The sequence below is a fragment of the Pseudomonas sp. ASL9 genome (assembly GCF_056680335.1).
Window position 1 is genome coordinate 4607286 of the sequence record NZ_CM155277.1, and the last position, 12208, is coordinate 4619493.

At 61.1% G+C, this 12208-nt stretch carries 9 protein-coding genes; all 9 read right to left on the bottom strand.

Features of this window, described 5'->3' with window-relative positions:
- Window positions 1-57: 57 nt before the first annotated feature.
- The 9 genes from AC1ME2_RS21310 to AC1ME2_RS21350 all read right to left on the bottom strand — a co-directional run bounded on the left by AC1ME2_RS21310 (window position 58) and on the right by AC1ME2_RS21350 (window position 12204).
- A complete protein-coding gene (locus tag AC1ME2_RS21310; RefSeq protein ID WP_480436559.1) occupies window positions 58-684 on the bottom strand; it encodes a glutathione S-transferase in 627 nt (208 codons plus the stop codon).
- 12 nt (window positions 685-696) lie between these two features.
- Window positions 697-1209 (bottom strand): peptidylprolyl isomerase, encoded by a 513-nt coding sequence (locus AC1ME2_RS21315; protein ID WP_480436561.1) that lies wholly within the window; start codon window positions 1207-1209, stop codon window positions 697-699.
- A 117-nt stretch (window positions 1210-1326) separates the two neighbouring features.
- Window positions 1327-4983 (bottom strand): AAA family ATPase, encoded by a 3657-nt coding sequence (locus tag AC1ME2_RS21320; protein WP_480436563.1) that lies wholly within the window; start codon window positions 4981-4983, stop codon window positions 1327-1329.
- Window positions 4980-6221, bottom strand: a complete 1242-nt coding sequence (locus AC1ME2_RS21325) for an exonuclease SbcCD subunit D C-terminal domain-containing protein (protein ID WP_480436564.1) — start codon at window positions 6219-6221, stop codon at window positions 4980-4982. Before AC1ME2_RS21325 ends, AC1ME2_RS21320 begins: the two co-directional genes overlap by 4 nt.
- A gap of 93 nt (window positions 6222-6314) precedes the next feature.
- Complete coding sequence (locus AC1ME2_RS21330) at window positions 6315-7973, bottom strand: BatD family protein (protein WP_480436565.1); 1659 nt, start codon at window positions 7971-7973, stop codon at window positions 6315-6317.
- Entirely contained in the window at window positions 7970-9709 is a 1740-nt protein-coding gene (locus tag AC1ME2_RS21335) for a vWA domain-containing protein (protein ID WP_480436566.1), read from the bottom strand. Before AC1ME2_RS21335 ends, AC1ME2_RS21330 begins: the two co-directional genes overlap by 4 nt.
- Complete coding sequence (locus tag AC1ME2_RS21340) at window positions 9706-10776, bottom strand: vWA domain-containing protein (RefSeq protein WP_480436568.1); 1071 nt, start codon at window positions 10774-10776, stop codon at window positions 9706-9708. The genes AC1ME2_RS21335 and AC1ME2_RS21340 overlap by 4 nt, the downstream gene beginning before the upstream one ends.
- Complete coding sequence (locus AC1ME2_RS21345) at window positions 10769-11263, bottom strand: DUF4381 domain-containing protein (RefSeq protein ID WP_480436569.1); 495 nt, start codon at window positions 11261-11263, stop codon at window positions 10769-10771. The genes AC1ME2_RS21340 and AC1ME2_RS21345 overlap by 8 nt, the downstream gene beginning before the upstream one ends.
- Window positions 11260-12204, bottom strand: coding sequence for a DUF58 domain-containing protein (locus tag AC1ME2_RS21350; protein WP_480436570.1), 945 nt, complete (start codon window positions 12202-12204; stop codon window positions 11260-11262). The genes AC1ME2_RS21345 and AC1ME2_RS21350 overlap by 4 nt, the downstream gene beginning before the upstream one ends.
- Between the last annotated feature and the right edge of the window lie 4 nt (window positions 12205-12208).

Sequence of the window (12208 nt, forward strand, 5' to 3'; positions counted from 1 at the left end):
GGGCGGGTGATGTGGCGGTGAAGGGGGCGGGTCGGCGTGCACCGGGTTGGCCACGTGTCAGACCGGCTTGGTCATCACACTCTTGAACAATTCCGACTCGATAAAGGTCTGTAACCAGGCCTGCAGGCGAGGATAGGGGCTTTGCCAGAACCAGTCCGGGTCGACGTAGCAGAACTGCCTCACAAAGGGCGCGAGGGCGATGTCGGCAAGGGTCAGATGCTCGGCGACCAGAAACGCTTGCTGTAGCAGGCGCGCTTCGAGCTTTTGCAAAAACAGCGCACCGAGGTCGCGGTAGTGTTCCTGCGAGTGTTCAGGATGACGGACCGCGTATTTGTAGCGATCCAGATGAAGCTTGAATACCTGATCGTTTTCTTCGATCAATGCCCCGATGTCTCTCCGGGCCTGCGGGTCATTCGCCAGCAGCCAGTCATCGGGGTCGTTGAGCGCCAGTGCCCAGCGCATGATGCCGAGGCTCTCGTCGATCACGCGTCCGCCCTCACAGATCAATACGGGCACAGTGCCTTTGGGTGAACAGGCGAGCATGTGCGGCGGCTTTTCTTTGAGGCTGACTTCGCGAATTTCCAGTGCGCAGCCTGCGTAAAACAACGCCATGCGCGCACGCATGGCGTAGGGGCAGCGCCGGAAAGAGTAAAGAATCGGCGTCGCGGTGTTCACGGCGCTCAACAACGGGTCTCTTTACGCTTCGTCAGTCAGTTGGCCGCAGTCGGCGATCACGACTTTTTTGCTGGTTTTGCCTGATTGCGAGCCCAGTGCTTCGATGGCTCTCACGACGTCCATGCCTTCGATGACTTTACCGAATACCACGTGCTTGCCATCCAGCCAGCTGGTGACGATGGTGGTGATGAAGAACTGGCTGCCGTTGGTGTTAGGGCCAGCGTTGGCCATGGACAGGTCGCCTGGCTCGGTGTGCTTCAGGGTGAAGTTCTCGTCCTTGAACTTTTCGCCGTAGATCGACTTGCCGCCGGTGCCGTTGTGGTTGGTGAAGTCACCGCCTTGCAGCATGAAGTCTTTAATCACGCGGTGGAACGAAGAGCCCTTGTAGTGCAGGCCGTCGCCTTTTTCGCCGGTGCACAGGGCACGGAAGTTCTCAGCGGTTTTCGGTGTCACGTCGTCGCGCAGTTCCATGACGATGCGGCCCAATGGCTCGTCGTTGGCGGTGATGTCGAAAAATACTTTTGAATTGGACATGGGATCTACCTTCTTGTCTAAATTGGCGCGACGGGGCGCGCCGTGGGTGTGCAGGGTACAGAAATTCCGCTTGGCGGTTTTGTCTGACTCAGAAAATGGGGGCTGCCTGCAGGTTTATCAATTGCTGACCTCAATCGTACTCAAGCCATTGCCCTGACGCCGCACCTGAATTTGTACCGGGATTCGCTCATGCATTTCCTGCACATGGGAAATCACCCCCACTTTACGCCCTTGGGCTTGCAGGCCATCGAGGGCATCCATGGCCAGTTGCAGGGATTCCGGGTCGAGGCTGCCGAAGCCTTCGTCGATGAACAGGGATTCGATTTTCAGCGTGCTCGAGGCCATTGAGGCCAGGCCCAGGGCCAGGGCCAATGACACGAGGAACGTCTCGCCGCCGGACAACGAATGCACCGAGCGCAGTTCGTCGCCCATTTCGGTGTCCAGTACCAGTAAGCCCAACATACTGCCGCCGCGTTTCAGTCGATAGCGGCGTACCAGTTGGCGCAGTTGCGCGTTGGCATGGTGAACCAGCAGGTCAAGGTTGTAGGCCTGAGCGATCTTGCGAAACTTGTCGCCTTCGGCCGAGCCGATCAGCGTGGCCAGACGCGCCCAACGTTGATACTGGGCATAGGCGTCGGCAATCTGTTGCGTCAGTGCCTGGTTGGCATCCTGCCGGCGTTGATCGTCGGCTTGCTGGGCACGCAGGTCGGCGTTGAGGTGTTCACTAGCAGCGAACAGACCTTGTAACTCGCTCAACGCGCTGTCCAGTTGCTCGGCGTCAAGGTTGCCGTTGTGTTGCGCCTGATGGCTGTGCAGGCGCTGTTCACGCTCGTGCAACCGGACGTTGGCTTGTTCGATGGCTTTTTCGCTGTGCTGCAGGTGTTGGCGCAGGTGGCTGACGCGCTCATCGTCGACGCTCAGTAACTGTTCGAGACCCCTGTCATCCAGTTCGCTATGGCGGCTGCGCCATTCAGCAATCCTGGCGCTCAGTTCGCTGCTTTCTTGTTCCAGGCTTTGCAGGCGCTCTTGCTTGGCCTTGAGTTCGGCGGCGAGTTGGATCAGTTGGCTATGCACGTCCTGCAACGCTTGGCCGGCTGCGCTTTCGGCGTGACGAGCCAGTTCGACGGCGTGCTCCAGCTGTTGCTGCCAGCGTTCAGCACTGCGCTGTTCACCGGCTTGGCCGCCCAGCAGTTCAGAGAGTGTTTGCTGACCGGTGTGCTGTTCATGGGTGAGGGCGGCGAAGCGTTGTTGCAGTTCCTCTAGATGCTTGACGCGAGCCTGTTGCTGGAACTGCTCCTGCTCGATTTTTTGCTGGCGCCCACGCTGTTCAAGCTGCTCATCGCGTTGCTGCTCAAGTTGATCCAGACGCTGGGTCACCTGCTGGTCGAGCTGCATGACCGTCACCGCAGCCTCGTTGCGCAAGCCATTGAGGATCTCGGCGGGCAGCAGCGGGGCGAAAACCGCCAACTCTTCTTCCAGGCGCTCACGGTCGCTGGCCAGTTGCCGCTGCTGTTCGGCCACGTGTTGGGTGGCGGTCTGGCTGGCCTCGGTGGCGGCTTGCAGTTGTTGCTGCAGGCGCCCGGCGTCGTGTTGCAGCGTGAGTAAGGCACTCTGGCGCTGCTCATCCTGGGTGATATTTTGAGACAGCTGACTTAATTGCTGGCTCAACCAACCGTCGCGCTTGGCCGCGTCCTGTTCCAGGAGTCGAGCGCTGAGCGGGTGAGCTTCAAGGCTCGGCGCTAAGGCGTGTTGCTGCGCTGTCAGTTGCTCCTGCTGGTGCAGGAATTCTTTTTGCTGAGCAATCAATCCGCTGACGCTGGCGCGCAGATCGACCAGCTTTTCCTTCAGCACGTCTACGGCTTTCAGGGCGTTGGCTTCTTCGCTTTCGTCATGCCGAGTCAGGCTTTGCAGCAGGGCCTCAGGCTGATGATAAGGATGCTCGTGACTGCCACACACCGGGCACGGCTGGTCGTCCTGCAACTGTTCGCGCAGTTCCTCGACACTGGCGCTGCGGGCCAGGCGTTGGCGCTCCAAAAGTTGCTGGGTGACTGCCAGGGTTTGCTCGGCGACCTTGAGTTGATCCTTGGCCTGAATCCCCTCACGGTTGAGGTCTTCGCGTTGTTGCTGGGTATTCTGTTGTTTCTGGGCAAGCTCCAGCGCGCGCTTGTCGAGCGTCTGCTGCCCGGTCCATAAACGCGCAAGGTCTTCGAAGGCGCGTTGCTGTTTGCGATTGTCTTGCAACAGGCTGCCGAGGATCTGGATTTGCTCGCTGACGGCCGGGGCTTCAGCACCGGCCTCGCGGTACAGCAACTCCAGGGCGCTGCGTTGCTCGGTGAGGTGTTGGCTGGCGCTGGCGGCACGCAGCTCAAGCTGCGGCAACTCGATCTGCCCCTGTTTCAGGCGGCCACCGATCTGCATCAGTTGCTTCAGGCGTTCCCGGTAGGCATTCCAGGCTTCGCTGAGTGGGGCCAATACGCTGCTCTGCTCCAGCTCTGCGGCCATTCGCTCCAGTCGCTCGGCCACCTGGTGTTGTTGGTCGAGCAAACCTTGCAACGCGCTTTGGCCCTGCGTGCACTGTTGATCAGCCAGTTGCTTGAGCTCAGTCGCCTGGCTTAGCTCCTGAGTCAAACGCGCCACCGTGCTTTGGGTTTCGAAGGCTTGACGCAACAGCGGTGCAGCGTCGGTCTGCTGCTTCTGCGCGCTGAGTAGCGCGGCGTGGGCATCGACTTGAGCTTTCTCAAGCTGCGCCTGCTGGGCCTGACGCTCTGTCTGTTGCTGGTAATCCTGCTGAATCTGCGCCGCCAGTGGGCTGAGCTGGGTGTTCAGCTCGGCCTGACGGGCGAATTGGTGACGTTGCGGTGCCAGTTGTTCCAGCTGGGCCAGCTTCAGGCGCTCGGCGCTCTGGCCGTCCCAGTGCAATTGCGCCTGTTGCAGTTGGTCGGCGGCGCTTTGCTGCTCGTCCTGCAACTGGACCAGAACCTTGAGCCATTGATGCTGAAGCTCAAGCTGCTTGAGTTGCGCTTGTTGGGTTTTCAGCTGTTGCTGGGCTTCGTTGAAGCGCTGGTCGAGTTCGGCGCGGGCCTCTGGCGCTAGTGGTGTTACGCCCGTGGCCAGTGCTTTTAGATCGTCATGGACCTTTTCCGCTTCCTTGCTCTTGCTGTAGGCGCGCCGCCCCAGTTGGCTGTAAATCGCGGTGTCGGTGAGCTTTTCCAGCAGTTCGCTGCGCTCTTTGTCATCGGCCTTGAGGAAAGCGCTGAACTCGCTTTGCGCGAGCATTACGGCGCGGGTGAACTGTTCAAAGTTCAGCCCCAGACGTGCTTCAAGCAGGGTTTTGTATTCGGTTTTGTTCTGGCTGCTCAACACCTGTTCGCTGTCCAGATCGGTCAGGGTCTGGCGGCTGGCCTGGAGTTTTTTGCTGGCGTTATCCCGTGCGCGGTTGGTTTCCCAGCGGGCGCGATAACGACGATTGTCGATGCCGACGAAATCCACTTCGGCATAACCGCTGCCCGTACCACGACGCAGCAAGGTGCGCGGGTCGTTGGTACTGATATCGCCGTCGATTTCCGGCACTTTGGATTGACCGACATTGTTCAGACGCGGGATGGCACCGAACAGTGCCAGGCACAGGGCATCGAGCACCGTGCTTTTCCCGGCCCCGGTTGGCCCGGTGATGGCGAACAAACCGGCGCTGGCCAGAGGTTCGGCGGTGAAATCCAGCTCGAACGGGCCAGCCAGGGAGGCCAGGTTTTTCAGGCGAATGGCGAGAATTTTCATGGCTGCTCGCTCTCCAGTTGTACGTCCTGCAAGAGCGTGGCGAAGTCCTTGAGGGTTTGGTCGTCGACCTCGCTGCCGTAGCTGTCCTGCCAGGCGCGGCTGAACAGCTCTTGCGGGCTGAGTTGATCCAGGTCGATCAGGCCATTGCCGTTGTCACCACCCTCGACGCCGTTGCCCGCGTATTCGACGGCGATGCGCACCAGACGCACGGCCTTGCCTTGCAGGACGGTTTCGATTTGCTGGCGCAGATCGGGCTGTGGCTCGTCGAGGCGCACCCGAACTTCCAGCCAGGGTTGGCGCTCGATGTCCGCCAGCAGATCAACCGCGGGCAACGATGCCAGTTGCACCAACAGTTCGGCCAGGGGGGCCGGGCCGACGCGTTGTAGATTGACTGCGCGAGGAATCAAGCAGGGTTCAACGCTGATCAGTTGATCGCCGTCGCAATTGATTTCGAGGATCTGATGTTGATAGCCGATTTCCGAAAACGATAGTGGGATCGGCGAGCCGCTGTAGCGGATGCGATCTTCACCGTTGACCTTCTGCGGTTTGTGCAAGTGTCCCAGGGCGACGTAGGTAATGCTCGGGCCGAATAGACTGGCGGGCAGGGCCTCTGCGTTGCCGATGATCAGGCTGCGTTCAGAGTCTTCGGACACCGAGCCGCCGGCCATGTGCGCGTGGCTAATGGCGATCAAGGCTTGCCCCGGCTGGCGCTTGAGGTTGGCGGCCTCGATCAGCAGCTCATGGACCCGGCCAATGCCGCGCAGGTAGTCGTCGCCCAAGGTGGCGCCCGTGACTTCGGCGGGCCGAAGAAAGGGCAGCGCCAGGCACCAGGCACCGATGTCGCCGTTGGCCTTGGGTAACGGCAGCAGCAGGCGTTCGGCATCCAGTTGCCCGTCATCGAGCCACAACACGCGCCCCAGAGCATGGGTGCGCAAACGGCGCATCAACGGCGCAGGCAGTTCGATGCGCGAGCCGGAGTCGTGGTTGCCGGCGATCATCACGATGGTCAGCAATGGCTGCTGTTCATGCGCATTGACGATGAAGTCGTACAGGCGCTCCTGGGCTTTGACCGGCGGGTTGACGGTGTCGAAAATATCCCCCGCGATCAGCAGCACATCAGGCTGACGCTCGATCAGACGGTCCAGCAGCCAGGTCAGGAAGCAGGCGTGTTCGAAGTCTCGCTCCTGGCCATGCAGGTTCTGGCCGAGGTGCCAGTCGGAGGTATGGAACAAACGCATGGGGAATCCTTGTACAACCTGTAGGAGCGGACTTGTCCGCGAAGAGGCCGGGTCAGTCAATGAAGATCGAATAAAAACCGCAGATATTCAGCATTATTTCGGGTACAACGGTGGCAGGCTGGTGTCGGTTGCCGGGTCTTGACCCCGCTCACCGGCAGGCAACGTACGCACGGCGCGCCACAGCTCTTCGCCTTGCCAATACTGTCCGGCCTCGCTGTACAGCGCGCCGTTCAGGCCGTCTAGGGCGTCGGACAAGGGCACGAAGCGTGCTGCCATGTCGGCCAGGGTTTCCGGTTGTTGGCGAGCCCAGGCATCCAGAGCTTGGCGGGTCGCCTGCGGATCGTTGGCCAGGCTGGCACGTTTGAGATCATCAAGTACGGTACGCGGGCTCGGACCCGCCTGCACAACCCGCGACACTGCCGGTTGCCAACGCGCGCGCCACCATAGGCCAAAGCCGAGCAGGGTGGTGCAGGCCAGAAACACTGTACTCAGTTGCCAAGGCCACAGCGACGGCCCGACGAGGGGCAGGCCGTTCGCGCTGTTGCTCACCGGGGTATCCACCGACAGGCTTGGGTTGTCAGCCACCAGCAGGGTGCGCGCCGGGAGACTGCTGTGTTCCAGATGATCTTCGCGGGTATTCCACCAAGCCACGTCCAACGCGGGCAGATCAATTGCGCCCGTGCGCGTTGGCACCCATGCCTCACGTTCTTCGCGAGTGCCGATCAAGCCACTGTCGCTGGACAGGTTGGCCAGGTGTGGCTGATCAGGATAACGACGCAGGCCAATGACGTCAGTGTCGGGCAGCGGCGGCAGTTGCGCGCTGGACAAGCCTTCGGCCTTGAGCGTCAGGGTGCGGGTCAGGGAATCGCCGATATGGCCGTGATCCGGCTCCGGGCTCCAGGCTTCGCTCAGGGTCAAGCTGCGGGCCGGCAACCATGGGGTATTGGCAGGGTAGTCGGCGGGCTGAGGTTTGACCATCAGCGGGATTTCGGCGGAGCTGACGTGCACCAGTTTGCCAGGCTGGGGACCGGACGAATGAGTACCCTGAGCCGGCGCTATCTGGGCTTGAGCGTCCTGCACCAAGGTTGCACTGAATACTTGCGCGGGAATCAGCAGTTCACCACTGTGCTGTGGATAAATCGCGTAGCGTATCTCGATGACACCGTGGCGAATGCCGTTGATCAGCTTTTCATAGGTGCGCGAATCGCCGAGCTTCTCGATCCGCGTATCCGGGATTTGCAGCGGCGTGAGGTTGCTGTCGTCGAACAGCGCCACCGAGTGATAGACGCGCAGGGTCAGTATGGCCTGAGCCTGAACGTAGACGCTGTCCTGATCAAGGCTGGCGTCGATGAACACCGGTGCCAGCGTGCTTTGTGCCTGGGTTTCGCTTTGCACCACTTGCAACGTGATGGGCTGGCTTTTCAGCTCGCCCAGTTGCAACGAAGGGATGATCACGCTGCCGTTCTGCTTCGGCAGCAGGGTGATGATCCAGCGGGTAGTGGCCTGGGCGCCGCCATCAAGGGTAGTCAGATGGTTGATCTGACGCGTGCCGTGCACGTCGAAATCAGCGTCCAGCGGTGCGAGATCGGGTTTACCGAACAGGGTCACGTCGCTGGATTCCAGGGTCAGCTCTACCGTCTCGCCGGAGTTCAGTCGCGCGCGGTCAACGCTGGCCAGCAGCTCGCCAGCCTGAGCCGAAAAGGCCACAAGGCACAGCATGAGGCTGATCAATAAAGTGTATGGGCGACTCATCGGGTCGGTTCCTGATGCTGTTGCTGTTCATACCAAAACTTACGTCGCAACAGCTCACCGGGATCGTCCGGGATCTGTCGCAGCCATTGTTCCAGCGCTTGTCGGCGCTCGCCGTCGAAGGCAGTGTCGGCGGGTTTGATTGGCGGTCGGGTGGTATTTTCATCGCCCAATTGTGAGCCTGGAACGTCATTGCCACCCGCCGGGCTGTTCGGGCTGCCAGTGATGGAATGGTTATCGGTGGTGGTGTCCTCACCTGACGGGGACGATGGCTGATTCGGATTTTGCGGTGCGGTCGTCGCGCTGGCCTGCGGGCTTTGCTCTGTGTTGTCTTTTTTGCTGTCGGCCGGTTTGCTGGTCTCGTTGGTCTTTTGCTGTTTATTCTCCTCCAGCAAGCGTTCGACCAGTGCCTTGTTTTTCAAGGCCGGCTGCAGATCGGGTTGGCGCTCCAGTGCTTGCTCATAGGCATCCAGCGCAGCTTCCAGTTCGCCAGCCTTGGCCAGCGCATTCCCGCGATTGTAATGGTCGGCGGCGTTGTTGCCTTCAGAAAATCGCTGAGCGGCGGCGGCATAGTCACTGGCCTCATACAGCGCTACGCCTTGCCATTGCCTGTCCTGAAAGTGTTGCGCGGCTTCGCTGGGACGGTTTTGCTCGAGCAAGTGTTGGCCCTGTTGGTCGGGCCGCAACCACAGATCGTTGAACTCGAAGGCATAGCTGGGCTGCGGCAGCATGAACAGCAGCGGCAGGCACAACAACCAACCCCGGCGTCCGGCGCAGGCTGCGAGTAACAATAACGGCAGCAGCAGCCATGGACCCTGGTCGTCCCAGGTGTCCAGATGCACGGTCTGGCCATTGCTGCGCAGGGTTTGCGGACTGTCGAGCAGGCCCAGATCTCGCAGGTCTGAGTCATCCAGGCGTGCCTGGCGGTAGCGTCCGTCGAGCTGGCTGGCGAAGTCCTTCAGGCTCTGGTTGTCCAGGCGCGCCAGCAGAATCGCGCCTTGTGGGTCTTTGAGAAAGCCGCCTTTTTCTTGCGCGACCGGCGCGCCGTCAACCGTGCCGATGCCGAGGATCAGCAGCGGTACTGATTGTCGGTCTAACGCCTGGCGGATGCCTTGGCGTTCCTGCTCGCTCAATGACGATCCGATCAACAGTAAGCGGCCCTGGCCCTGCGCACCCTGCTTGAGCAGGGCAAGCGCCTTCTTCACCGCAAGGTCGGCGCGGTGGCCGGCTTCAGGCATGATCGATGGCTTGATCGCGTCGAGCAGGTTACGACTGGTGGCCAGGTCGTCAGACAACGGCACCAGCGTGTGAGCGCTGCCTGCGTAGACGATGATCGCGGTCTGTGAATCGCTGCGGCTCTGCAACAGGTCGAGCAGTTTGCGTCGCGCCTGCTCCAGGCGTGTTGGCGGGGTGTCGGTGGCGAGCATTTCCGGGGTCAATTCCAGCAGCACCACCAACGGGTCGGCGGGCTTCTGGCTGACGTGTTCAACGCGCTGCCAACTCGGCCCGAGCAATGCCAGCACAGCGAGGGTCCAGGCCAGGCCTAGTGCGACCCATGGCAATTTACTGTCGCGACCACTGCCGCCACCGAGCAACACGGCGTGGAAGGCCGCTGGCAGAATCATCTGCCAGCGTCCCGCACGCTTTTGTCGATGCCAGAGTTGCCACAGCAGCCAGCCCAGCAGCGGCAATAACAGCAACCACCAGGGCCGGAGCCAATGCGGCCAGAGCGCGATCATCGACGTCTCCGCAAACGCTTGAGCCGCTGGCGCCATTGCTGATTCGATGGCAGGAAAGCTTTCTGTTTGAAGAAGCGTTGCAGCACGTTGTTCGGAAAGCGTTCGCGGACCACCAACAACAGGCTCAATAGCAGCGCGCCAGCCAGCGGCCAGTGATACAACGCCTGTGCCGGGCGCGCCTGGGTCGGTTGTTGGGCGACAGGTTCCAGCGTATCGAGGGTTTGCCTGATCTTCTGCAATTGTTGGCCATCGCTGGCGCGAAAGTATTGGCCACCGCTAATCTCGGCGATTTGCTTGAGGGTGGGCTCGTCCAGGTCCATGCTCGGGTTCAGGCCGAGCATGCCCAGAGCACCGCTCTGTTCCGGGTCCGCACCCATGCCGATTGGGTAGATTTTTACGCCTTCAGCGGCCGCCAAACGGGCAGCTGTCACCGGATCAATTTCGCCGGCGTTGTTGGCGCCGTCGGTGACCAGCACCAATACCCGGCTTTGCGCAGGGCGCTGACGCAGGCGCTTGAGGCCCAGGCCAATGGCGTCGCCGATGGCCGTGTTTTTTCCGGCGATGCCAATCCGCGCTTCATCCAGCCAGATACGCACGGTGTGTCGGTCGAAGGTCAGAGGTGACTGAAGATAGGCCTTGCTGCCAAACAGGATCAGGCCAACACGATCACCTTCACGACTTTCGAGAAAGTCTCCCAGCAAATTTTTGACCAAGGTCAAGCGACTGACGTCATCGCCGTTCCAGTGCATATCGGGGGTGTCCATGGAGCCGGAGACATCGACGGCCACCAGCAAGTCGCGACCACTGGCAGCAATCGGCAACGGTTCGCCGAGCCACTCTGGACGGGCGGCAGCTATCAGCAACAACAGCCATAGCAGAATGAGCGGTGCCTGCTGCCGCCAGCCGGGCAAACTTGTTCGCGCCCGACGCCCGGCCAGACTTTCCAGTTCGCTGAGAAAACTGACTTTGAGCGCGGCCTCACCGCTGTCCGCCGCAGGCAACAGTACCCTCATCAGCCACGGCAGCGGCAGCAGGACGAAGATCCACGGCCAGGCGAACTCAAACATGTTTGCGAATCCAGGTGTCAACCGCCTGGTTCAGGCCGGTGATGGCTTTGTCATCAAGTTTGCATTCCGGTTTGTACGCGCCTTCGACCAGCACCATCCAGCGGGTCAGGCCGGCGGCGGGGCAGCGGTTGTCGAGGAAGGCCAGCCACTTGCGCCCGTTCAATGTGTGACTCTGGCTGTAGGGATAATGGTTGCGGCACAGGCGTTTGAGCAGCGCGTTGATTTGCTGTAGCCAGGCGCCAGCGGGTGCGCCGTCATAGGGCTTGGGCAGTTGGGCGAGTTCAGCCAGGGCCGCGACCCTTAATGGGTCCAGCGGTTGCTCGGCGCGGCTGATCTGGCGCTTGCCGGGCCAGTAGCGCCGCAAACGCCACAGGCCCCAAGCAGCCACTGGCAGCAACAGCAGCATTAACCACCAGCCCAGCGCGGGTGGCCAGAGGCTGACCGCAGCTGGGGATATCAGCGGTTGCAGTTGGTCCAGGCTGTTCATCGTTGTTTACCTGGACGCCGGGCGTTCAGGTATTCGCGCAGTTGTTCGACCATTTCGCTCTGCGTGCTCAGCGGCATCAACAACACACGAAGTTTTTGCGCGAGCAATTCCCAGCGCGCAACCCGGGCTTCACCCTGCGCGCGATAGGCCTGGCGCAAATCTGGTTTGAGGGTGTCGAGTTCCAGCTGCGCGCCTCGCTCGGCAAAGCGCAACAGGCCTGCTGCCGGCAAGGCGTGATCCAGTGGGTCGGACAGCGGCAACAGCAGCAGGTCGCAATGCCGGGACAGCAGACTCAGTTGCTGTTCGGCCGCGTCGGACAGTGCACGTTCATCACAGATCACGATCACCATGCTGCCGGGACGCAACACTTCACGCGCGCGGCGCAGGGCCGTGCCGAAGGCGTCGCGGTCGGCAGGGATTTCGGTATGCAGCGACTGGTTGACACGTACCAACCGGTTGAGCAACTGCAACAGGCTCTGCTTACTGCGCCGGGGTTTGATCTCATAGTGTTCGTTGTCGCCGAATACCAGGCCGCCGACCCGGTCGTTATGGCCCAGGGCGGCCCAGCCGATGAGTGCGGCAGCCTGGGCGGCGAGGACCGATTTGAACATCAGGCCTGAACCAAAAAACAATCGACGGCTTTGCTCCACCAGAATGAAGATGGGGCGTTCGCGCTCTTCATGGAACAGCTTGGTGTGTGGCTCCTGGGTGCGGGCAGTGACACGCCAATCGATGGTGCGCACGTCGTCGCCGGCCTGGTAAACCCGCACCTGATCGAAGTCCACGCCACGCCCGCGCAGTTTCGAGTGGTGCAGGCCAATCAACGGGCTGCGCTGGCTCGGCGTGGAAAACAGCTGCACTTCGCGCACGCGATGGCGCATCTTGATCAGCTCAGCGAGGCTGACGCGAATTCCCGGTTCGGCAATCGGTAGGGGTTGCATGGGG

What these genes read in the sequence shown, in the direction of transcription:
- AC1ME2_RS21335 (WP_480436566.1), bottom strand. Translation starts at nt 9,709, where the DNA reads ATGATCGCGCTCTGGCCGCATTGGCTCCGGCCCTGGTGGTTGCTGTTA.
- AC1ME2_RS21320 (WP_480436563.1), bottom strand. Translation starts at nt 4,983, where the DNA reads ATGAAAATTCTCGCCATTCGCCTGAAAAACCTGGCCTCCCTGGCTGGC.
- AC1ME2_RS21315 (WP_480436561.1), bottom strand. Translation starts at nt 1,209, where the DNA reads ATGTCCAATTCAAAAGTATTTTTCGACATCACCGCCAACGACGAGCCA.
- AC1ME2_RS21345 (WP_480436569.1), bottom strand. Translation starts at nt 11,263, where the DNA reads ATGAACAGCCTGGACCAACTGCAACCGCTGATATCCCCAGCTGCGGTC.
- AC1ME2_RS21325 (WP_480436564.1), bottom strand. Translation starts at nt 6,221, where the DNA reads ATGCGTTTGTTCCATACCTCCGACTGGCACCTCGGCCAGAACCTGCAT.
- AC1ME2_RS21350 (WP_480436570.1), bottom strand. Translation starts at nt 12,204, where the DNA reads ATGCAACCCCTACCGATTGCCGAACCGGGAATTCGCGTCAGCCTCGCT.
- AC1ME2_RS21340 (WP_480436568.1), bottom strand. Translation starts at nt 10,776, where the DNA reads ATGTTTGAGTTCGCCTGGCCGTGGATCTTCGTCCTGCTGCCGCTGCCG.
- AC1ME2_RS21330 (WP_480436565.1), bottom strand. Translation starts at nt 7,973, where the DNA reads ATGAGTCGCCCATACACTTTATTGATCAGCCTCATGCTGTGCCTTGTG.